The sequence below is a fragment of the Weissella paramesenteroides genome, assembly GCF_036327715.1.
Taxonomy (GTDB): domain Bacteria; phylum Bacillota; class Bacilli; order Lactobacillales; family Lactobacillaceae; genus Weissella; species Weissella paramesenteroides.
In genome coordinates, this window is sequence record NZ_CP130559.1 from 1,880,678 (window position 1) to 1,903,963 (window position 23,286).

Below are 23,286 nucleotides of genomic sequence, written 5' to 3' on the forward strand. Positions count from 1 at the left end.
TAATTAACGTTTAATTAAAAGTCACATTGTGTTTTACAAATTATTTTATTTTATGTGAGGTTTATTATGACTACGATTAATGATCGCTTACGCCTAGACGGTAAAAAAATTTATGTTACCGGTGGTGCGCAAGGATTAGGTAAGGCAATGGCACAAGGTTTAGCCGAAGCTGGTGCTGATATTGCAATTGTTGATATTCAATTAGAAAAAGCCCAAGAGACGGCTCGAGAGATTGCTGAATCAACTGGACAAAAAGTTATTGCTGTCAAAGCAGACGTTACAGATCCAGATAGTGTTAATGCAATGATCGATACAATTGTATCTGAACTTGGTGGATTAGATGTTGCGTTTAATAATGCTGGTATGGTTATTAATACTCCTGCTACAGAAACAACATTTGAGCAGTGGCAAAAGGTTATCAACTTAAACCTAAATGGTGTATTTCTAACTTCTCAGGCCGCTGGTAAATATATGATCGAACATGGCGGTGGTTCAATTATTAACACTGCCTCAATGTCAGCTCACATCGTCAACCGCCCTCAACCACAAGCATCATACAATTCTTCAAAGGCTGGTGTTATTCAACTTTCAAAGTCACTAGCTATTGAATGGGCAAAGAAAGGTGTGCGCGTAAACACAATTTCTCCTGGTTACATGGCAACAGCTTTAACACAAAACTCAGAAGAGCTAAAGCCACTAATTAAAATTTGGAATGATTGGGCCCCAATGGAGCGTATGGGCAAGCCCGAAGAGCTCCAGGGAATTGCAGTCTACTTAGCTTCAGATACAAGTAGTTTTGCAACTGGAGCTGATTTCCAAATTGATGGTGCCTTTACTGCTTGGTAAGCATCAAATTAAGTTAGAAAATATTTCCTAGGCCGCTTAATATGCTTTCTAAAATTTATTTACAAGGACATTGATATGAACTATCTAATTGGAACTGATGTCGGAACATCTGGTGCAAAAAGTGTGTTAATGAGTACTGAAGGAAAACTTATTGCACAATCTTTAGTTGAATATGATGTTCTCACACCCAAAAATCTATGGGCTGAACAATGGGCCCATGTTTGGCTTGAAGCAGCAAAACAAACTATTAAACAAGTCATTAAAAAAAGTGATGTAAATGCCGCTGATATTAAAGGAATTGGTATTTCTGCCCTTTATGGTGGAGCTGGTGTACCTGTCGATGACAAAGATAATGAAGTCCGTCCAACACTAATCTGGATGGATAGACGAGCGGAAAAACAAGTAGCGTGGGTCAAAGATAATATTGATCTCAATCGATTATCAGAAATCACTGGAAATGATGTGGTCGACCCTTACTATGGATATACAAAAATGCTTTGGATCAAGGATAATGAACCTGAAAACTGGCAACGTATAAAGGAATTTCTGCCTCCAGATACATTTATAGTGAAGAATTTAACTGGTGTAACGGCTGTCAACTACTCAGCTGCTGGTAATATTGGTGGTGTCTATGATATTAACCAAAGCACTTGGTCAACTGAAATGCTTGATGCATTACACATTCCACGTACAATGATGCCTAATAAGCTAGTTGCAGCTAATGAGATTGCCGGTTATATAACCGAAAAAGTTGCTGAGGAATTAGGCTTATTACCAAATACACCAGTGATTGTTGGTGGTGTGGATGTTGGTGCAGCCAATGTTGGTATGGGTGTTTTAGAGCCTGGACGATATGTTGCAGCAATTGGGACATCAATGAACGCAGCCCTAGTAAGCAAAAAACCAATTAAGAATAAGGGACTAATTGTATGGCCATATCCATACAACTCCCAACACCTAACCTATAACTTTAGTGGTTCAGCAACGGCTGGGGGTATCACAAAGTGGTTCAGAGATAATTTTGCACAAGCTGAATTTGCTGAACAAAAAAACGGTGGTCAAAATGCCTACGTTTCATTAGGGGAACAAGCTAAAAATATTCCAGCAGGAAGTAATGGACTTGTTGTCTTACCATATTTCATGGGAGAACGTGCACCTATTTGGAATTCAGATGCTAAAGGATTGATTTTTGGATTATCGTTATCGCATAGCAAAGCTCATATCTACCATGCTTTCCAAGAAGCTGTTGCTTATGCATTACGTCATTCAATTGAATTAACTGGTCAAGATCTAGGTGATTACATTGTCATTGCTGGAGGTGTCACAAATTCTAGTGATTGGGTGCAAATGTTCGCTGATGTTACCGGGTATGCCGTACGTACACCTGTAGAAGATGCTGAAGCCAATCTAGGAGATGTCATATTAGCTGGTCTTGCTACTAAGACACTGACACTGGATCAAGTTAAAAATTGGCAAGTTCTTGGTGAAAAAGTGTTACCAAATCCAGAACGACACGCAACGTATAATAAATATTTTGAACTCTACAAAAAATTGTATACTGATTTAAAGGATGACATGACTCTCCTGACAACAATTGATAACCAATTATAATTTTTAGATAGAACTTTACCTGTATAAAAAAGACCAGAACATTTTTATGTCCCAGTCATTGTTTATTTCCATACCTATTTGTGCAGCTCTCTTACAAAACGTTCCGTAATCTCTTTTGGTCGTGTAATTGCTCCACCAACAACAATCCCTGCAACACCCATTGCTTGAATCTTTTTTGCTTCTTCAGGTGTATGAATTTTGCCTTCTGCAATCACATCAATGCCGTGGTCAACTAATTGTTGAATCAACTTATAATTTGGACCATCAATCTTTTCACTATCTGCAGTATAACCCGCCAGCGTTGTACCAACAAAATCAACACCAGCTTGCCATGCATTCAGCCCATCCGCAAAAGTTGCAATATCAGCCATTAGCAATTGACCAGGATATTTTGCTTTAATTTGTCCAATAAATTCACTGACTGTTAACCCATCATGCCGTGAACGAAGTGTACCATCAAATGCAATCACATCAGGTTTAACTGTCATCAACTCATCAATTTCTTGCATAGTCGCCGTAATATACGGCTCTTCTGGTGGATAATCACGCTTAATGATTCCAATAACAGGTAAATTAACCAAAGCTTTAATTTCTCGTATATCTCTCACTGAGTTTGCACGAATACCGACTGCACCACCTTGTTGTGCTGCTAGTGCCAAAAGTGGCATCACACCACCTTTTTCAGTATACAATGGTTCACCTGGCAACGCCTGACACGAAACAATCAGTCCATTGGCAATTTGACGCATTAATGCTTGTTTATCCATTTCAAGTTACTCCCCCTAATCGTTAAACAATTGATTATTTTTTGTCCCCTAGTTTGGCCAACTCATCAATCTTGTCATAAAAGGCCTCTGCATCAACACTGGTAACAAAAGTAATTTCGCGTCCCTCATCAGTTTGATATGTTCTACCTTCGGAAGCACCAGTTGTGATAACATCAGTCTTTACTTGCACTGATTCAACTAATTCCGGATAACGACTAGCAAGCGTTGTCAGAACATCCCATAAATAATAAATAGAGTTTGCTTCAAATGAATGAACTAACGAATATCCTTGACCAATTAAATCTAGGGCTGGGTGCTGACGTTGTGTTGCCCAACGCATCCGCAATTCAGAAGTTAACGGCACTTGATCAGTACTATCAAGTCCCACCATGATAATCTTCAAATCAGAATCCCAAACTTTTTTTACTGCTTCCGCATCCCAGTAAGCATTCCATTCCATCGTGTCATCAGCTCCTGGTTCAGCAACGTTACCCTTGCTATTCAAAGCACCACCCATCCAATGTACACTTTCAATGTTTTCAGTAATACTTGGATCAACCTCTAACGCACGTGCTAAATCTGAAAGTGGTCCAGTCATCACCACTGTTACTTTATCATCAGATGATTTAATTTTATCAATCATATCTAAATGACCTGGTTTTGCAGCAACTGGCGTCTTTGGTTCACCATGCTCATTTAAAATAGGGAAATCATCAAAGGAGAAGGAACTCAAACGCCACTCCTTTGGAAACTGATGAACAGCTCGCGAGTTTGATTTGGCAATTTCCGCAGGTTGACGACCTTCATGACCAAATAGATCAACAATTTTACGTGATGCTGAGACTGATGGATCAACATACCCATCCGCATCTGTCACGCCGACACCTAATAAGTTAACATCTGGCATTTGCAACAAAAGTAATAACGACACTAAATCATCAACGTTCCCATCATGATTGAAATACACATTCTTCATTACAATTTCCCCACCAATTTGATTATTTTCTTTAAAGATTACGGAATTTCGTTATTATCGTCAAGTTAAAGTTATCTCTATCTGAATAATGATAGTAAATTATCGTATTAAACTTGGATATATTATGACTAAGAATATGCTAACATTAAGCATTAGAGACCTAAATTTTTTCAGGAGGCAAAATTAATGATGTCAGAAGTTACCCTTAATATTAAAGATACTAGTGAATTGACCGCTTCAGAACTAATTACAATTATGCAAGCACGTACCAAAGTTTTTGTGGTCGAACAGAATTGCGCCTATCAAGAAGTTGATGATGCAGATTTTAATGCTCGTCACGTATATTTTACAAATCACCAAGAGCTAATTGCCTATACACGTATTATTTCTGATGACAATCCAAACTACATTCGCTTTGGGCGTGTACTAGTCGCTGCACCTTATCGTAAACAACATTTTGGTCGCCAAATCGTAACCGAGACCATCAAAGAAATCCAACATCTTTACCCAGAAAAAAGCATTAAAATTGGGGCACAGAATTATTTACGTAAATTCTATGAGTCATTTGGCTTTCAGGCTGTTTCCGACGTCTATTTGGAAGATGATATTCCCCATATTGACATGATTTTAAGTGGAGGACATTAATTGTGCAATATCTTGTTTTAATTGGGGCACTATGCTCAATTGTATTTGGATCCGTTTATCTCATTTCAACCATCCAGGGTAAAGTACAACCCAACAAGGTAACGTGGTTATTATGGGCAGTGTCTCCAATGATTTCAGTCATTGCGACTATTTCTGCAACGGGGTTTGACTGGGCTATTTTACCAGTATTTATGGCTGGATTTATGCCTATGTTAGTTTTTATCGCATCATTATTTAACAAATCCGCCTACTGGCAATTAAATCTACTTGATTATCTTTGTGGTATTGTTGCTATCTTCGCAATAATTATTTGGCATCTAACTAATGATCCCATTCTTGCCATTGTTTTTTCAATTCTTAGTGACGCAATTGCCTCCGTACCAACGTTACATAAGGCTTGGTTTTATCCGAACAGTGAAGCACCCATTTATTACATGGGTGGTGTTTTCTCATCCACTACCGGAATTTTAGCTGCTACAACTCATTGGTCATTTAGTACGGCATCCTTCCCCATTTATTTATTAATATTAAACACTTCATTAATGTTAATTGTGATACGTAGAAAATCTGCATTAGCAAACAATAAAATGATGTTCTAATCATGCAACGCATTACTCAACATAATTCTGGTAAAATAGATATGTAGACGTGAAAGCGTTTTAAAAGAAAGGATACATCATGAAAATAGCAATTGCAGGTAGTGGCGCAATGGGGAGTCGTTTTGGTTATATGCTGCATCAAGCAGGCAACCAAGTTACCTTGATTGATTTATGGCCTGAACATATTTCAACTATCAATACAAAAGGACTTTCAGTAGAATCTGCTGGTGAACAAAAATTTGTGAAAATTCCAGCCGCTTTTCCGGAAGACGTTCACGATGATTTTGACCTAGTTTTATTATTCACAAAAGCTATGCAGCTAAGTGATATGTTAAAGAAAATTGCACACTTACTAACTGAGAATACTGCTGTCCTATGTTTATCAAATGGTATTGGAAACTTAGAGAACATCCAAAAGGTTGCACCTCACATAGACTTATTAGTCGGTACAACGCTTTGGACCAGCGAATTAGTTGGACCAGGTTCGGTTATTCTAAACGGTTCTGGCTATATTGAATTCCAAGCAATTGAAAATGTTTCACATGAAACAGTCAATAAAATTAATGATGTTCTAAATGCAGCTGGCTTAAATGCTCGCCCAAGTAACAACGTCTTATTATCAATTTGGAAAAAAGCCTGCCTAAACGGAGTACTGAATACTCTCTGCACGATTCTAGATTGTAAAATTATGGAGCTTAACAAAAGCCAATATACATCAGTATTAACAAAACGCATTGTTGCTGAATTTGAAGCTGTCGCAAAGGCTAAAGATATTCCTTTAACTGCCGAGCTTGCTTTAAAAACTATTGATGCATCACTAGCACCAGATCAAGCGGGCGACCACTATCCATCAATGCATCAAGATATTGCATCTGGACGACGTACTGAGATTGATTATTTAAATGGTGCAATCGCAAGAATGGGAAAAGAACTTAATATCCCCACTCCTACTAACACATTAATTACTGAATTAATTCATGCTCGTGAAGATGTTGCTGTTAAAAATTAAACAAAAACAAGTGGTTGGAACAGATATTTTGTTCCAACCACTTGTTTTTAAATTCATTAATTAATTGCCAATGGCACTTTATGATTTGGTTTTGGATACTCTTGATCTAACCGTTTAAGCTCTGCAGAGGTTAGTTCGAGTTTGGTTGCTTGCATATTTGCTGCAGCATGTTCTGGGTTATTGGTCTGTGGAATGGCAATCGTCTGTCCATTTCGTATGATCCAAGCTAGCAACAACACGTATGGTGTCACATCATGTTGATCAGCAATTTCTCTAACTACTTGGTTAGTCAACATTGAAGTACCTAGCTCATTTTGTTTACCACCAACTGGACTATAAGCAATCAAGGGTACATGATGTTCATTCTGCCAAGGTAGCAAATCATACTCAATTCCCCGTTCCTCAATATTATAAAGATCTTCATTGACAGCTGCGTACTTTCCGGCAGGCAACTCCCAGAGTTCTTCCATATCCGCAACATCAAAATTTGAGACACCCCAAGCTTTAATTTTACCAATTTGCTTCATACGATCTAATTCGGCAATGGTTTCAGCTAAGGGAACACCACCACGCCAATGATAGAGGTAAAGGTCAAGGTAGTCTGTTTGTAACCGATGTAATGTCTCATCTAAATGATGAGACAATTTCGCCTGAGATGCATTACTTGGTAACACCTTTGAAACTAAATAAATCTCATCACGTTGATAGGGTTCCAACGCTTTCCCAACCAACGTTTCTGATTTACCTGAACCATACATCTCGGCTGTATCAATTAACCGAGCACCTGCATCTAATCCGCTACGAATGGCATTGATTTCACGTTGTTCTTGTGATGGATCTTCTCCCATATGCCATGTTCCAATTCCAATTGCTGGTACTTCCACACCTGCTAATGTCACTTTCTTCATCGCATTCTCCAATCTAGCATATTCCATAGTGACTACACTTCGTAGTCTAACTAAAAGCACCATTAAATACAATCAATACCATTTAAAAACTATTAATAATCTAACTTATTCGTCTTATTAGAAATTCTATACTCAACAATTAATACGATAATTAAAAAAAGTACAAATAAACCAATTACGGTCATTAATGATTGGTTAAAATTCAATAAATGGTTCCATTTCAATTGGATTCCTAACTCTTCAGAAAACTCATTTCGTTGTGCCACTTTAGGGAAAAGGTCTATCATATCATCGTTCAAAAGTGTCTGACGATAAAGTGACGCAACGTACGATCCAGGAGTCAATTTAACTAAAAATTGGGCAAATTCAGGTAATATACCAATTGGTATATATGCACCAACTAAAAATCCAGAAACTGTTCCAACAAGGCTAGCAATAGCATTTAAGGTATTTCTGTTATGAACAAATATCATAATAACAGCACTAACAAGTGCATTTACTACTGATCCCAATACCATCAAACTAATCAACACAACAATTTTTGGCAATGCGATGCTCAAATCATCCACAAAATGAAAATAAACATACATCACTACAAAAACGACAATCTGCATGATGTAGCTAATTATCGCTGCACTCAAAACGTAGCCAAATGTTAATTTAAATCGACTAGTTCCTGTTAAAATAAAATCATTTTCTGTATCTTTTTCATGATCTTCAACTTTTTGACTCAAAGCGGACAATGTCGTTGTAATAGCTGTAATTCCCAACGTGCCACCAATCAGCCATAGATCTAAGAATGCGGTATGACCAGGTATTCTACCCCAATCACCGGCAATCGTATCTTTTAAAAACGCAATGTATAAAATAAAAGAGATTATAGCCGTTAGTAATGAAAAGAACACACCCGATTTATTACGGAAGTACAACAGCAAATTTCGGTAGCATAGTATAAACATATCAATGCATCTCCTTTCCTGTTAAGGCAATGAACGCATCATCAATCGTACCCTCTCGATATTCAAAATGCGTTATGCATGGTTCACCCTCACGTAAAATACGCAAGGTTTCTTTCGTATTCTCTGGCATAAGTCGCAATTTATTTTTTGCAATAACGGTGTACTGTACTGAAGATAACTTCTCTTTAATAGCTGCCACATCGTTGGTTTCCAAAATAAGTTGATTTTTAGCATATTGATATTTCAAATCAGTCGCTGAACCATGCGCAATTAATTTTCCTTGATCAATAATAAAAATCATATCTGACTGGTCTGCCTCTTCTAAGTAGTGTGTTGTCAAAACAACTGTTAATTTTTCTTCTTGGCGTAATTTCGTCAAAATTTCCCAAATCGCTTTTCTGGTCTGAATATCTAATCCAGCCGTTGGTTCATCTAAGAACAAAATATCTGGATCACCTATTAACGCCCGTGCAATGTCAGTCCGTCGTCTTTGCCCACCAGAAAGCTGACCATAGCGCTTATTAGCAAATGAACTAACACCTAATTTATGCATCACTTGATCAATTTCTGATTTATCTGCTTTACCTGTCATTTTCTGACGAATATTTAAATTTTCCGACACTGTTAACTCTGCATCTAATACACTTGTTTGGAATACCACACCAATCTTTGGTGTTTTTGTATGATAAATAATTTTGCCACTTGTTGGTGACAATAAACCAAGTAACATCGATATAGTTGTGGATTTCCCCGCACCATTTGGACCAAGAATTGCTGTAAAACTCCCCTGATCAATTGACATATCTAGCTTATCAACAGCAACTTGATCCCCAAAAACTTTCGTAAGCCCTTTTGTTTCTAAATACATCCTACTCCCCTTTCAAATGATAATATTTCCCACTAGCTTGCCTACTATTATACCGGCATTTTTACTACATTCTGTCATTTACAATGATTGGTCTATTTATTTAGAAAATCGGTCATATTTTAGACATAAAAAAGACGATAGGTCATCGATAAACATCGATAAGCTACCGTCTAAAATTTTCATTAATTATCTGACAGAATCACCATGTTCAACTGATGTTTCTTTGATAAACCAAACGCTCAGTCCACCAATAATAAATAGCACTGCTGATATCATAATCATATGTGGCATTTGATTTCCTAATAATGGATAAAGAGCAAATGACATAATTGATGCAACAATTTGTGGCAAGCAGATCCATGTGTTAAATAAGCCCATGTAAGTGCCATCATGCATACCATCTAAAGCATTGGTCAAAATCGTAAATGGAATTGCGTTCATTGTTACCCAAGCAATTCCTAACAAAATAAATGATAGTGCTGAAACTGTCTTTGAACCAGTTGTTGCTAGCATAAAGAACCCAACCGCTCCTAAGAACAAACCAAGTGTATAAGCTGGCTTACGTGTTTTATTGCTCAAACGTGAAATCACTAGTCCCCAAATAATAGCGGCTATTGTCTCAATTGATGATAGCACACCAAACCAATTTCCAGCAGCTTGGAAGGCCCCTGAAGAAGCATCAGTTGTGTGCCAAATGTTATCTGCTACCGCACCTGTACCATATGTCCACAAGTATTGGAATCCTGCCCAGCAGAAGAACTGTACAATCCCCAGTGTCCAGAATACTTTTGGCGCATTTTTAATAATTTCCACAACGTTAGTTTTTTCTGTTGTTTCAGTTAATCCATGATATTCTGCATATTTACTTGGCTCATATTCATCAACCTTCCAGATAGTAAATGCAGCAGAAATGGCAAGAATAATAGCTCCTAAATAGAATGACCACTTCACAGATGATGGTAACTCACCCTGTGCTGCAACGTTTGCAACACCAATTGCAGTAAAGAAATATGGGAATAGGTTAGCAATCACACCACCAATATTTCCCCAAATCGTTTGCCATGACCATGCCATATCCTTCTGACTATCATTAACCATGTCTGAGATCATCATCTTAAATGGTTGCATTGACATATTTGATGACAAGTCCATGAAGAGAATAGCAACAGCACCAAACCAAAGGGCTGTTGATGCTTTGAATCCAAATGATCCCGCATTCGGCAATAATGCCATCACGACAATCGCAACGATTGATCCTAAAATAAGATATGGTAATCGACGACCAATTTTAGGAATCCATGTCCGATCTGAGAAATAACCAACTAACGGTTGAACAACCATACCAGCTAATGGTGGCAAAATAAAGAAGAACCCTAACTTCGTTGGATCAGCTCCTAAGGTTTGAAAGATACGTCCCATATTGGCACTTTGTAGTGAAAAGGCCATTGATGTTCCTAAATTTCCAAAGGTCATTAACATTAATGTTGCGATTGACAACGTTGGCAAATGTTTTTTACCAAAAGTATTTTTTGACTCTGACATGTTTTAACTCCATAATCATAAAATTTTATATTTGCATTCAATATATGAAAGCGCTTTACTTACAAATAAAACTATACGTCTTCAAACACTGTTATGAAAGCGCATTCTTTATGTTACCGGTAACATGTTTTCTGACCCTGCGTAAAATTACGCGCCAAATAACAATCATGGTATGATGTAATAAGGAATTTTAGAAAACGTTTTCAAATAAAGCATCGAGGTCAATATTATGGTTTCAATATCTGACGTGGCTCACGAAGCACATGTTTCAAAAATGACTGTCTCACGAGTCATTAATCATCCTGAACAAGTATCACCCGAAATTAGAGAAGATGTACAACGTGTTATTTCACAATTAGGATATGTTCAAAATCGTGCGGGTAGAGCATTGGCAAATAATCGTCATTACAACATCGCATTTATTTTATTAGACAATGTGAATGAAATTGAACCCTATTATGCTCATCTACTCATGCATTTAACAGATGCCCTCCGTGAAGAAGGCTACACATTAGAAATGCGCCATGACCGTAATTTTGATCTAACAAATGTCGACGGTTTTTTGATTTGTGGGGCACGTCATAGTGATTGTGCTGTCTTACACAATTTACCTATCCCAGTTGTGATATACGGTACGGAATCCGGCATTACCTCAGTAGATATCGATAACAAAGCTGGTACCCTTCTTGCAACAAAGTTATTAATTAGTCAAAAATACCAACGCTTGTTATTTTTGGGTATGGATATTGACGAGCCATTTGCAACTAATCGTGAAATGGGTTATCGCCAAGCAATGCGTGAAGCCGGTCGTGAAGTTGAAATCTATCGTTTACCTAACAACGAACATATTGTGCAACGCTTTTTACAAAATGATGATTTGAGCGCTAACACAGGTATTATCGCTGCAACTGATCGCCTAGGTCTGGGAGCCTTAAGGGCAAGTCGACAGCAAGGATTACAAGTTCCAGATGATATTGGTATTGTTGGCTTTGATGGTATTTATATTCATCAACTAGCAGAGCAACCACTGACTACAGTCCAACAACCACTTAAAGAAATTGCAGGACACATGGTGCAATTATTGCTAGCTGAGTTATCTGGTAAAACTGTCGAATCAGTATATGTTGTACCTAAACTCATCCATGGTGAAACAACAAAGTAAAAAATAAGAAAATAGCAAAAATAGGCCGGGACTGAATCATCCCGGCTATTTTACATCTAACTTTGAATTATTTTAAAAACCACTGCTAAGACTGACCAAATTACTAGTCCAACAATCGCAAAATAGAGAAAAATCAATAGTGCATCCTTTAAATTATTTAGCGGAAACCAACCACTGAATAACAATACAGGATAAACCGTGATAAACATTAGCAAAAAATGAATTAAACTTTGTTTAGCAAAGCTCCACTGATCAATCTCATAAATAACCGTTGTCACTCCCATAAATAATAATATCAATGCTGTAAAAAAGGTTCCTTTTGCCTCCTGGAATTTATTTTGAATATTCAACACAAATGCAATACTACCCAAAATAATAAAAGGTATGCCCCCACGCATAATTCCTGAAAATAATAATTTCATCTTGATTTCCCCCTTATGGATTTTCAAGATTGATGTACTGTATGCTATGTATACCTTAATTATAAGTGAACTCTCTCACATAACATAAAAATACGTTTCAATATTATTGATTACTTGAACAATATAATGTTCCTAATACCGCAAATCGAGAATGATTACTTTCTGCGTATAATTTTTTGTGTGCTATACTGAGAAAAATTGCAAAAGGAAGTAGCTATCATGACAAAAATTGTTCTTTTAGACGGGTATGCATTAAACAACGATTTAGATTGGCCTCAACTCAATCAATTAGGTGACTGTACCTTCTATGATCGAACGAATGTTGATGATAAATCCGAAATTTTGCATCGAATTGATAATGCTGAAATCGTAATCACTCACAAAACACCACTAGATGATGACATCATCAGTCATGCATCCAATCTTAAATATATTGGCATTATGGGGACTGGTTATGATGTTGTTGACATTGATAGTGCACATAAACATCAGATTACTGTAACTAACATCCCCACTTATGCAAGTGAATCAGTCGCGCAATTTACCTTCTCACTGTTACTGGAAGTTACCGGACAGGTTGGACGCCACAATCAACTAGTTCACGAAAATAAATGGTCACAAGTTCCAGATTTTACATTTTGGGACAAACCTTTATTTGAATTACAGGGCAAAACATTGGGATTGATTGGTTACGGACATATTGCACAAAAGGTTGCCAAAATTGCCCACGCATTTGCAATGAACGTCATTTTCTATAATCATCATCCAAAACCCAATGCTGAAGAATGGGCAACACAAGTCTCTTTAGATGAACTATTAGCACAATCAGATGTTATTAGTCTGCATGTGATACAAACACCTGACACAATCAACATAATCAATAAGTCAACAATTTCTAAAATGAAGCGTCATGTCATCATATTAAATACTGCCAGAGGAAAGCTGATCAACGAAGTGGATATGGCAGATGCCTTAAATCATCAGCGTGTTTATGCATTAGCAACCGATGTTGTACAAAGGGAACCGATTAAAGCAGACAACCCCCTATTAACCGCTCAAAATTGTATCATCACACCACACATTGCTTGGGCTCCCTTGGAAACCCGAGCAAGATTGCTGAATATTACAATTAATAACTTAAAAGCATTTCTAGTTGGAAAGCCAGTCAATGTCGTTGACTAGTTATCATTTTTTGGAGGTAACAATATGGCACGCATTTCAGGACTGTTTTCTTTGATTATGGCAATCGCCATCCTTAATAATTTTTTTGTTGATAATCACCCGGATATCGTCAGAATATCTCTCATTATCATCATTATTGTTTCTTTGATTGGTATTTTTTATATTCAAAAAATTTTTCCGAAAGACAACTAACATCTAGCTAAGGAAAATTATCCGTAGGAACAATCAACATATATCAATGAATTATTAAAAGTGTTAGCATGAACCATATCAATATGTCACAATACCATGATGTTTATTATTGAATAAGAACAAGGACAGGCGATCTATGGAAAATAAAAAATTAGGCGTTCAATCTGGCTTATTAGCATATATATTCTGGGGTGTATTAGGTGTTTTTTGGGAACTTATGCATACTGTACCTGCAATGGACATTTTATCCTACCGAATTGTCTGGTCAATGTTAACAATCGCCATTATTCTGACAATTCGGCGAGACTGGCCCCTGCTATTTAACACAATTAAGCAATTAATTCATACTCATAAATTAAAGTGGCTTATTCTAGCTTCATTTCTAATTTCAGCTAACTGGTTTATCTACATTTACATGGTGACTCATCAAGCAGCTACTGAAGCAAGTCTCGGATATTACATCATGCCGCTCATGAATGTAGTTGTTGCCGTCCTATTCCTACATGAACATCTATCAAAAACGAGAATCGTTGCATTGACCTTTGTTGTTATTGGCGTTGCGATTCTAACATTTCAAACAGGTTCATTACCTTTGAACACATTATTAATGGCTGGTACGTTCTGTTTGTATAGTTTAATTAAAAAGAAAGTACCGCTACCAGCCCTTATCTCATTAACTTTAGAAACCCTTTTCGTTTTTCCAATTGCTATCATCTACCTACTACTAACCCCTTATAACATGCTACAAGGTAGCCCACATGTTACAATACTCATTATTCTCAGTGGATTAGTGACAATCATTCCCCTATTACTATTTGCTGTCGCTGCTAAGAACATTGACTTCATTACACTCAGTTTCATTCAATACTTGAATCCAACCATGCAATTACTAATGGCCATATTCGTTCTCAATGAAGCATTTACTTGGCATAAAGCCATTGTTTTCATTTTAATTTGGATTGGTATTGCAGTGTTCATTTATGGCAGTATACAAAGTGCGCGCCAAACACGCCAAATTCAAAATAAATCAAAAGGAAGAAATGTATGATTATCAAGCAACGGCTCTCCTTAGATGAAGTAGTTCCTGGTGAAACTTACGAGGATTGTTTATTTCTATATTCTTCGGAAAGAATCCACGTTGACTCAGTAAAATTTAAAAACTGTGAGTTTCAGCAAACGGACTTTTCAGATAGCGAATGGCTTGACTGTCAGATTGAAAGCTGTCATTTTCTTAACAATGATTTCTCATCTAGCGTTTTTTACCGTACCATTTTTAACAAATGCCAACTAATGGGGACGGATTTTTCAAATAATCACTGGAAAAACACAATCATTATTGATTCAAAGGCAGACTACCTCAATCTATCTGGATCTAAGATAGAAAACAGTCAATTTGAAAAAAGTAGTCTAGTTAGCGCCTACTTTCAAGACATGCAAATAAAAAAAGGATTGAATTTTACCCAATGTGAACTCGATAAAGCTGATTTCTTAGATACTGCTTTAGTTGGCGTAGATATTTCTAAAAGTTTTTTTGAAACATTAAATGTGACAACTGATCAAGTTCGTGGTTGCATAATCAGTCCGGTACAAGCCATTGCATTTATTGGTCTGCTTGGTGTTAAAATTAATGATGAAGATGCTTAGTGATTGTAAGATCATTATGCTAAATTAGAACTAATACTCAATACTGGGGGTTATTATGAAAATTGATGTTGCCTTAGATAACAATTTAATTCCTGATAAGTACGCAAAATTTGCACCAGATCAATATCGTCTTGAAGATACACCAGTTGTAAATTTTCCGATTAGGGTCAGTGATGTTCCTACTGGTACCGAATCATTGTCTGTCGTCTTTATCGATTACGATTCAGTGCCGGTTGCTGGTTTTGTCTGGATTCATTGGTTAGCAGCTAATCTACCAGTTGGTGATATACCTGAAGACCTTTCACATGCTAATATTTCGTATGTGCCTGGTACCAACTCGCAGTATTCACAATATCGTCTGGACAATCCAGCACTAACACAAAGCTATACTGGTCCAATGCCACCGGATAAAACTCATGATTATACACTTAAAGTTTTCGCCTTAGATACGACGTTAGACTTAAAAGCTGGCTACTTCCTCAATGACTTCCGCCGTGCAGTTAAGGGACATGTATTAGATACTGTCTCATTAGACTTACCAGCTCGTAGCAAATAATGTTTCATGTGGAACAATGAATTTTTATAACCATAAAAAGTAGGTCACTTCATTTGAAATGACCTACTTTTTCCTTAGCTAACTGTATGTTCACTTGCCTTACCAGATAAAATAGCTACCGTATCATCTAAACTAATATCCACCATGTTTTGGACAGCAATATTAGTATAGAAACCAACATGTGGTGTGATAATAACATTGTCGTACTGACGTAATTGAATTAAATCTTGGTTAGGGAGCTCTTGACCTCGTAAATCAAAATTGAAGAATGTTTCTTCACCAACCATCGTATCCAATGCTGCACCAGCTAGCCGTTGCTCTGCCAATGCAGCTAACAAAGCACTTGTATCCACCACTGGTCCACGACATTCATTGATTAAATATGCAGTTGGTTTCATTAAAGCTAATGCAGCTTCATCAATCAAACCTCGTGATGTCTCATTTAAATCAACATGCAAACAAATGACATCTGCTTGTTGAAGAACTTCTTCAAACGACAAGAAAGTGAGTACATCATCTAATTCATGATTAGGTTTAATATCATAAGCGATAACCTTTGCATCTAAGGCATGAAATAGTCGCGCTGCTGTACCGCCTATTCTTCCGGCACCAATAATGCCAATTGTTAATGAGTGAATTTCACTTCCCTGTAATCCAGCCCAACGAAAATCTTGTTCACGGACACGTTGGTCAACTAATTCTTGCTTTCTAATTAAACGTAATGTGTGTGTTAGTGCTAATTCGGCTACTGATCGAGGTGAATATGCCGGTACATTGCTGACAATCAAATCATTTTCAGCTGCAGCTTTTAAATCAATCACATCATACCCAGCTGTTCGCGTTGTCAGTTGTTTGATGCCCAATTCGTGCAAGCGTGGGTAGACATCCGATTCAATCTGAGTTCGTTGCTGAATAACTAACCCGTCAAAACCAGCTACCTGATCCACGGTCTCTGAATGTAATTCCCATTCTGCAATGGTTAACGCCACATCTGGATGACGATTACCCCACTTCTCGATTGCCGCACGCTCATCTGGTCGAACACTCAATAATAAAATTTTCATTTTTAAATTCTCTCACTTTCATTCCTTTGATCAGCAACATATTGTCGTAATTGGGTCATCCCCCTTGTAATCTCAGCCATACTAGTTGCATAGCTAAGTCGTAAGTAGTGCGCTCCTCCTGGACCAAAATATGAACCTGGCACAGCAGCTACTAATCCTGTTTTAGCCAAATCATAAGCAAATTTCTCATCATCTTGTTCTAAATCAGGAGCAATTTTCGTATAAATATAGAATGCACCACTTGGTTTGGCCGTTTGAAAACCTAACTCATTTAAAGTTTCTAAAATGACATCTCGCCTTTTCTGATACTCTGTCTTCATTGGTAATGCATCATCTTGACCGTTTCCTAAAGCTTCCGCCGCAGCATCTTGCATAACTGTTGCAGTACTCGTAATTGTAAATTGGTGGATCTTACTTAATTCATCAGTAAGTACTTTTGGTGCACATAGTAACCCAATTCGCCAACCTGTCATCGCATGAGACTTTGAAACTCCAGTAATCAAAATTGTTTGTTCTCGTAATGTTTTCGTCAATGACGCATGTGCCTGGTCATAATTTAATTCACTGTAAATTTCATCACACAATGCAAATATTGGTTTATCCCTTAAAATATCAGCCAATGCATCTAATTCTGCCTGCGAATAAGTGATACCTGTTGGATTACTTGGATAATTCAACACAACCATTTTGACCGCTGGTCCTTCATGAGCAATTGTATCTGCTAATAATTCTGGGGTTAGTTTAAAATCTGTTGCTGAAGTGTCCACCAAAATAGGATGGCCACCAGCCACTGTGACATCGGCAATGTACAATGGGAATGTTGGTGTTGGAATAATCACTTTATCACCAGGATTCAACACAGACACAATTGCTGTATAAATTGCTTCAGTTGCACCTTCAGTAACAATTATTTCTTCAGGTGCATAGTGTTGACCATACTTGGTTGCTAAAAAGCCACTCGCATTTTGACGTAGCTCCTGCGTCCCATTTGATGGCGCATAATGTGAATGATTTGCTTGAATACTACGAATAGCTGCCTGTTGCACATGCTTCGGTGTGTCGAAATCCGGTTCACCTAATGTAAAATTCACAATATTTGGAATATCAGCAGCAAAATTTGCAAAAGCTAAGATATTTGATGGTTGCACATTGACTAACTGTTTATTTAAATATTTTGTCATTTTCATAACTAATTCACTCCTTTAATGCTTAAAAACGAACAATATTATTTCTACGAAAAAAGACCCTCTCGATTGAAAACAATCTAGAGGGTTTTATAATCTTTTATTACCCCTTGCAGATTATTTTCAAACCTGCAGGGTCTTTTAACTCAAGCCAAATAGCTTTCATTTCCCACAGGTACAAACATGTGTGACATGTCTGCACCTGCTAATAACTAGATGCAAACACTATCTAATAGAAACGAAAGTTATAGTTCCAACTATTCAATTGTGATACACGACGTAATTTCATGAATATCAGCTCCTGGCTTTAATGATATTCTAACCATACTCTAATGTTTCGGATTGTGTCAACCCTTGCAAACGATTTTATTTTTTATGATATCCTGATACTAATGACTTGGGGAGAAAAATAAATGAACTTAGATGAAAAATTTGCCTATATGGCTACGGGTCAAACTTATAATGATTTAGATCCAATATTAGTGTCTGCCAGAAAAGAATCAACAAGGTTAACAACCGCCATCAATAATGAGCAAGATATGGCAAAGAAAGAAGTGCTCATTCGCAATCTATTTGGTAGTGCAGGTATTGCACCAGATTTGAATCCAAATTTTCGTTGTGAATTTGGTCGCAATATTCACGTTGGTGATTACTTTTATGCAAATTATGATACCGTCATTCTAGATGGCGCTAAAGTTACCATTGGTGATCGTGTCTTATTCGGTCCTAAAGTTGGACTCTATACCAGCAATCATTCATTTGATGCTCATGAACGCGAACTTGGCGGTTGCATCGCCAAACCAATTACGATTGGTAATCGGTGTTGGTTAGCAGCTAACGTCACTGTGTTACCTGGTGTCACAATTGGGGACGACGTTATCATTGGTGCAGGTAGCGTTGTAACTCATGATATTCCAAGCAACGTTATCGCAGTTGGTAACCCTTGCCATGTATTACGAGAAATTACTGAAGCAGACAAAACTGGCTTCAACGGTCAAGATTTTATATAAAAAAACTGAGAAGTAGATACTGGTTCTTACCAGATTATCAATACTTCTCAGCTTTTTTATTTATACGTGGCGAATAATATGTGCCGGATTTCCAGCAACAACGGTATTACTTGGTATATCGTGGGTAACCACACTGCCAGCGCCAACAACGACATTGTCACCAATTGTAACTCCTGGCAAAACAATCACCGATCCACCAAACCAGCAGTCATCACCAATCGTAATTGGCAAATCATATTGCCAACCTTCACGACGTAATTCCTTGTTATTTGGATGGTGATTTGGTGTGTACAACTGCGTATTAGGTCCTAAGAAGCAGTTTTTACCAATGGTAATTTTACCAGCACTCAAAATAGTGAAATTCAAATTAATAAAAGTTCCTTGGTCAATAAATAAATTGTCAGGGTACTCAATATTAGTAATTGGGAAATAAACTTCCACATCATCAGCCATATGCGGTACTAATTCATGTAATTGTTTTAGCGCCTCATCAAAATCATCTGTCGCAATTTTATTCAATTTTTGAATCGCTTGCGTACTTGATTTAACAATGGCTTGTAATTGGGGTTCCTTCCCATACTGATACCAATCTCCATCCGCAACCTTCTCAAATATAGGTTTCTTTGCTAAAGCTTCAATATCTGGTTCGTCTAGTTTTTTAGGCATATTCTTCTCCGACTCACGATAAAAGCTAAAATCTCCACTTCATTATAAGTGTTTTAACGATTATTTAATACCTTTTTTAGCAAAAAAAGATTGGAACATTTTTTGTTCCAATCTTTTCAACTAAAAATATATTAATCATAATCCAAATGAAACCAACAAGACAGCTGCCATAACGAAGTTTAACACCATGAACAATTTCAAAAAAGTTGATGATGAATCTGGTTCAATTTGGCGATACACACGGAAACCAATCAAATTTGCCATCGAGGCAATCATCGTTCCTAGCCCACCAATATTAGTACCTAAGAATAATTCATGGGCATGATCCGTAAATGTTGAAATTAAAATTGTTGACGGTACGTTGGAGATAATTTGACTTAGAGCAAAACTACCAAACAGCACATGTGCTGGCGTATCAAATAGTGAGCTAACAAGCGTCTGTACCATATGTATATTGGCTAAATTATTTGTTGCAACAAAGAAAAACAAGAATGTTGCTAATAAACCATAATCAACCATTTTAAATATTTTGCGATTATAGATAAAGAAGACGATCAAGATAAGTGGTACCACAACATTAAATGGCAACCAGCCAAAAATTGTTGCAATCAAAACAACACCTGTACAAATCAAGAAAACTAATTGGCGGTTTTCAACGTGCTCAGCTGGTTTTAAATCAATTGCCAGTGGCTCCATTTTAATAAAACGTGTAATGATAATCATCAAAATAAGTGATACCACTGTCAATGATGCAGACCAAGTGAAGAACTCACCAACACTCACCCCGTAATGACCAAATAAGTATAGGTTTTGTGACTTACCAAATGGAAATAAAATAGCGCCAGAATTAGCAGCCATAATAATCAAGGTTGAGCCAATAATTTTTAATTGCGTTGATAGCCCTGATGCTAATCGTAAATAAATCGGCATTAACGTTAAGATAGCAATATCATTGGATAACAACATTGCACCAAAGAATGACAACAAGGTCACACTAGTCATTAACGCCCGCGCATGATGGCTTCGACTAACTAACCAGACTGATACGGCATGTAAAACACCTGCATTCTCTAACAAGCTAACCCAAATCATCATTGTCATTAAACTGAAAATAGTGTGCCAGTTAACAGCACCTAAATCTGGTACCACGAAAAAGGACGTAACGACCGCTAGCACCATGCTAACAGTAAACATTACGTCGCTCTTTAAGTACGTAAAAATACGATTAACCATGTGCTTATTTCTCTTCCTCGATAGCTTTACCACGGGCATTCGCTAGTCGAATAATTTCATACGATTTAGCTGCCATTAAAGAAGTAATTCCTGCCGATATCGTCATTGCCGGAATCAATAAAACAGCAAGCTTAGCAGTTGTCACTTCAGTATTATCATGATGCCTTTTAAAAATCATACCTATCTCCTTAGTTGATTCGCAAAATAATAAAGATGCAAGTATATTATCGAAAAAACTCGGCCAATACGCAACAAAACTCCTGTAACATAATACCTGCTAAAAATGCTTATTTTTTCACTTTTTAATTTAAAAACGGATATGAATTTATAATATCTTTCGTATAATTCGTTATATAACGAACGAATGCCTCATAAATAGACTTTAAGTTAGCGTTTCATCTGTAATAATCTTTACAATAAAATTACTGTTTATCTATAATAATCAACAATTCGTTACAAGTATCACTTACTTGAAATATAAGCGCTTTCAGTTGTTTTAAAATCAAAAAACATACTTATTATATCCAATAAATTCGTTTTACCAAGGGAAAACCGCTTTGATTTGGTATTATCCCATAAGTTTGTTACAATAGTTGCTATTGTCAAAAGGAGGAACTATGAAGTCCGACAAAACAACAAAAATTGGCTTATTCCAGCTCATCATGCTAACACTAGGATCATTAATTGGTTCAGGTTGGTTATTCGGGTCTTGGGAGGCCACCCGTGTAGCGGGGCCCGCTGCAATTATTTCATGGGTAATCGGTGGTCTTGTTATTGCCGCGATTGCCTACAATTACATTGAGTTGGGGGCCATGTTTCCAGAAGCTGGAGGCATGAGTCGTTACGCACAATATTCGCATGGACCTTTATTAGGCTTTATTGCATCTTGGTCCAATTGGGTATCATTAATCACTTTGATTCCGATTGAAGCTGTTGCCGCAGTGCAATACATGAGCTCGTGGCCGTGGGCATGGGCAAATTGGACCCAACAATTTTTTAGCAATGGTACGATTACGACACCAGGGTTACTACTGGTATTTGGATTTATGCTAGTCTTTACCCTCATCAACTTCTGGTCAGTTACCTTGCTAACACGCTTTACGAATTTTATTTCCCTTTTCAAAATTGGTGTGCCAACAATTACCGTTATCATGCTAACATTATCAAGTTTCCATCCTGGTAACTATGGTCATTCATTACATGAATTTATGCCTTATGGCTCTGCACCAATCTTCTCAGCAACGGCAACGGCAGGTATTATCTTCTCATTTAATGCCTTCCAAACAGTAATCAATATGGGAAGCGAAATTAAAAATACCAAGAAAAATATTAGTCGTGGTATTTTCTTATCATTACTAATTAGTGGTATTATCTATATTTTGATTCAAAGTGCCTACATTATGGCAATTGAGCCATCAACCATAGCACAACACGGTTGGCACGGTATCAACTTCAGATCACCATTTGCCGATTTAGCAATATTGCTCGGTATTCATTGGTTATCTGTCTTACTTTACCTTGACGCCTTTATCTCACCTGTTGGAACAGGTGTGTCATTCGCAGCCTCGACTGGACGTGTACTTTTCGCCATGGAAAGTAATAAACATATGCCAAAGTTCTTAGGGAAACTAAGTTCTAAATTCTATATGCCTCGTGCTGCGATGTTAACAAATCTAATCATTAGTATGATTATGGTTTCGGTATTCCGATCATGGTCAACCTTAGCAACCGTTATCTGTGCTTCTACTTTGATTGCCTATTTAACAGGTCCGGTGACTGCAGTCGCTTTCCGGCATACCGCACCTAACTTTAAGCGTCCTGTTAAATTAAAGATGCTATCATTCATGGCACCTGTCGCTTTTGTGCTAGCATCATTAGCAATTTATTGGTCAATGTGGCCAACTACGATTGAAGTTATCTTAGTAATTTTGCTAGGTTTGCCGATATATTTCTACTATGAATACAAGGCTAAAAACAATGATACATGGAAGGCTTTCAAATCAGCTCTTTGGTTGATTGTCTACCTTATCTTCATTTCATTGATTTCATTTGCCGGTAGTCATGAATTTAATGGTGCGGGTTGGATCAGTTATCCATGGGATTTCGTCGTTATTATTGTCATCTCATTAATCTTCTATTACTGGGGTGTCAAAAGTGCTCAGATTTTCCCTGATTACTATCAAGCTAAAAAACTAAATGATTCTGTTAAAGAATAAAAAATATGGCCGATACTGAAAAAAT

25 protein-coding genes are annotated in these 23,286 nt (G+C 37.2%); 13 read left to right on the plus strand and 12 right to left on the minus strand.

Annotated elements, in window-relative coordinates:
- Positions 1-66: 66 nt before the first annotated feature.
- The gene (locus QRX23_RS09435) at positions 67-846 is read left to right on the plus strand and encodes an SDR family oxidoreductase (protein WP_140836687.1); all 780 of its coding nucleotides are present in this window, start codon (positions 67-69) and stop codon (positions 844-846) included.
- Positions 847-921: 75 nt separating this feature from the next.
- Positions 922-2,457, plus strand: a complete 1,536-nt coding sequence (locus tag QRX23_RS09440; RefSeq protein ID WP_330155415.1) for an FGGY-family carbohydrate kinase — start codon at positions 922-924, stop codon at positions 2,455-2,457.
- Positions 2,458-2,531: 74 nt separating this feature from the next.
- On the opposite strand, the gene QRX23_RS09445 is transcribed toward QRX23_RS09440, so the two are convergent.
- The gene (locus QRX23_RS09445; RefSeq protein ID WP_330155416.1) at positions 2,532-3,224 is read right to left on the minus strand and encodes an N-acetylmannosamine-6-phosphate 2-epimerase; all 693 of its coding nucleotides are present in this window, start codon (positions 3,222-3,224) and stop codon (positions 2,532-2,534) included.
- 34 nt (positions 3,225-3,258) lie between these two features.
- Complete coding sequence (locus QRX23_RS09450) at positions 3,259-4,200, minus strand: nucleoside hydrolase (protein WP_330155417.1); 942 nt, start codon at positions 4,198-4,200, stop codon at positions 3,259-3,261.
- Between the two features lie 186 nt (positions 4,201-4,386).
- Between QRX23_RS09450 and QRX23_RS09455 the strand changes: the two genes are divergently transcribed.
- The 3 genes from QRX23_RS09455 (at position 4,387) to QRX23_RS09465 (ending at position 6,453) form a co-directional block, all read left to right on the plus strand.
- Positions 4,387-4,845, plus strand: coding sequence for a GNAT family N-acetyltransferase (locus QRX23_RS09455; protein WP_330155418.1), 459 nt, complete (start codon positions 4,387-4,389; stop codon positions 4,843-4,845).
- 2 nt (positions 4,846-4,847) lie between these two features.
- Complete coding sequence (locus QRX23_RS09460) at positions 4,848-5,444, plus strand: hypothetical protein (protein ID WP_330155419.1); 597 nt, start codon at positions 4,848-4,850, stop codon at positions 5,442-5,444.
- 79 nt (positions 5,445-5,523) lie between these two features.
- Entirely contained in the window at positions 5,524-6,453 is a 930-nt protein-coding gene (locus QRX23_RS09465) for a 2-dehydropantoate 2-reductase (protein WP_330155420.1), read from the plus strand.
- A 56-nt stretch (positions 6,454-6,509) separates the two neighbouring features.
- Here the strand turns inward: QRX23_RS09465 and QRX23_RS09470 are convergent, their stop codons facing one another.
- The 4 genes from QRX23_RS09470 to QRX23_RS09485 form a co-directional block, all read right to left on the minus strand.
- Positions 6,510-7,361, minus strand: a complete 852-nt coding sequence (locus QRX23_RS09470; protein ID WP_330155421.1) for an aldo/keto reductase — start codon at positions 7,359-7,361, stop codon at positions 6,510-6,512.
- 92 nt (positions 7,362-7,453) lie between these two features.
- Positions 7,454-8,320 carry an ABC transporter permease gene (locus QRX23_RS09475; RefSeq protein WP_330155422.1) on the minus strand — a complete coding sequence of 289 codons (867 nt, stop codon included), beginning with the start codon at positions 8,318-8,320 and terminating at the stop codon, positions 7,454-7,456.
- Position 8,321: 1 nt separating this feature from the next.
- Positions 8,322-9,188, minus strand: coding sequence for an ABC transporter ATP-binding protein (locus tag QRX23_RS09480; RefSeq protein ID WP_330155423.1), 867 nt, complete (start codon positions 9,186-9,188; stop codon positions 8,322-8,324).
- Between the two features lie 186 nt (positions 9,189-9,374).
- Entirely contained in the window at positions 9,375-10,730 is a 1,356-nt protein-coding gene (locus tag QRX23_RS09485; RefSeq protein WP_330155424.1) for an SLC45 family MFS transporter, read from the minus strand.
- 229 nt (positions 10,731-10,959) lie between these two features.
- Between QRX23_RS09485 and QRX23_RS09490 the strand changes: the two genes are divergently transcribed.
- Positions 10,960-11,892: a LacI family DNA-binding transcriptional regulator gene (locus QRX23_RS09490; RefSeq protein ID WP_330155425.1), complete on the plus strand. Its 933-nt coding sequence runs from the start codon at positions 10,960-10,962 to the stop codon at positions 11,890-11,892.
- Between the two features lie 56 nt (positions 11,893-11,948).
- Here the strand turns inward: QRX23_RS09490 and QRX23_RS09495 are convergent, their stop codons facing one another.
- On the minus strand, positions 11,949-12,314 hold the full coding sequence (locus QRX23_RS09495) for a DUF3021 family protein (RefSeq protein ID WP_330155426.1): 366 nt from the start codon (positions 12,312-12,314) through the stop codon (positions 11,949-11,951).
- Positions 12,315-12,533: 219 nt separating this feature from the next.
- Here QRX23_RS09495 and QRX23_RS09500 point away from each other — a divergent pair, with 219 nt between their 5' ends.
- From QRX23_RS09500 to QRX23_RS09520, 5 genes are all read left to right on the plus strand, one after another.
- On the plus strand, positions 12,534-13,496 hold the full coding sequence (locus tag QRX23_RS09500) for a D-2-hydroxyacid dehydrogenase (RefSeq protein ID WP_330155427.1): 963 nt from the start codon (positions 12,534-12,536) through the stop codon (positions 13,494-13,496).
- 24 nt (positions 13,497-13,520) lie between these two features.
- Positions 13,521-13,688: a hypothetical protein gene (locus QRX23_RS09505; RefSeq protein ID WP_330155428.1), complete on the plus strand. Its 168-nt coding sequence runs from the start codon at positions 13,521-13,523 to the stop codon at positions 13,686-13,688.
- A gap of 136 nt (positions 13,689-13,824) precedes the next feature.
- Entirely contained in the window at positions 13,825-14,736 is a 912-nt protein-coding gene (rarD, locus tag QRX23_RS09510; protein ID WP_330155429.1) for an EamA family transporter RarD, read from the plus strand.
- A complete protein-coding gene (locus tag QRX23_RS09515) occupies positions 14,733-15,332 on the plus strand; it encodes a pentapeptide repeat-containing protein (RefSeq protein WP_330155430.1) in 600 nt (199 codons plus the stop codon). Before rarD ends, QRX23_RS09515 begins: the two co-directional genes overlap by 4 nt.
- Positions 15,333-15,387: 55 nt before the next feature.
- Positions 15,388-15,888, plus strand: coding sequence for a YbhB/YbcL family Raf kinase inhibitor-like protein (locus QRX23_RS09520; RefSeq protein ID WP_330155431.1), 501 nt, complete (start codon positions 15,388-15,390; stop codon positions 15,886-15,888).
- Between the two features lie 74 nt (positions 15,889-15,962).
- On the opposite strand, the gene QRX23_RS09525 is transcribed toward QRX23_RS09520, so the two are convergent.
- Both QRX23_RS09525 and QRX23_RS09530 read right to left on the minus strand, forming a co-directional pair.
- Positions 15,963-16,952 carry a D-2-hydroxyacid dehydrogenase gene (locus QRX23_RS09525; protein ID WP_330155432.1) on the minus strand — a complete coding sequence of 330 codons (990 nt, stop codon included), beginning with the start codon at positions 16,950-16,952 and terminating at the stop codon, positions 15,963-15,965.
- A 2-nt stretch (positions 16,953-16,954) separates the two neighbouring features.
- Positions 16,955-18,139 (minus strand): aminotransferase class I/II-fold pyridoxal phosphate-dependent enzyme, encoded by a 1,185-nt coding sequence (locus tag QRX23_RS09530; protein WP_330155433.1) that lies wholly within the window; start codon positions 18,137-18,139, stop codon positions 16,955-16,957.
- A gap of 410 nt (positions 18,140-18,549) precedes the next feature.
- Here QRX23_RS09530 and QRX23_RS09535 point away from each other — a divergent pair, with 410 nt between their 5' ends.
- Positions 18,550-19,146 carry a sugar O-acetyltransferase gene (locus tag QRX23_RS09535; protein WP_330155434.1) on the plus strand — a complete coding sequence of 199 codons (597 nt, stop codon included), beginning with the start codon at positions 18,550-18,552 and terminating at the stop codon, positions 19,144-19,146.
- Between the two features lie 60 nt (positions 19,147-19,206).
- Here QRX23_RS09535 and QRX23_RS09540 read toward each other — a convergent pair whose 3' ends face one another.
- The 3 genes from QRX23_RS09540 to QRX23_RS09550 form a co-directional block, all read right to left on the minus strand.
- Positions 19,207-19,812 (minus strand): sugar O-acetyltransferase, encoded by a 606-nt coding sequence (locus QRX23_RS09540; protein ID WP_330155435.1) that lies wholly within the window; start codon positions 19,810-19,812, stop codon positions 19,207-19,209.
- A 135-nt stretch (positions 19,813-19,947) separates the two neighbouring features.
- On the minus strand, positions 19,948-21,045 hold the full coding sequence (locus QRX23_RS09545; protein ID WP_002828248.1) for an SLC13 family permease: 1,098 nt from the start codon (positions 21,043-21,045) through the stop codon (positions 19,948-19,950).
- A gap of 4 nt (positions 21,046-21,049) precedes the next feature.
- On the minus strand, positions 21,050-21,223 hold the full coding sequence (locus QRX23_RS09550) for a hypothetical protein (RefSeq protein WP_002828249.1): 174 nt from the start codon (positions 21,221-21,223) through the stop codon (positions 21,050-21,052).
- 439 nt (positions 21,224-21,662) lie between these two features.
- On the opposite strand from QRX23_RS09550, the gene QRX23_RS09555 reads away from it, so the two are divergent.
- A complete protein-coding gene (locus tag QRX23_RS09555) occupies positions 21,663-23,261 on the plus strand; it encodes an APC family permease (protein WP_330155436.1) in 1,599 nt (532 codons plus the stop codon).
- Positions 23,262-23,286 lie beyond the last annotated feature (25 nt).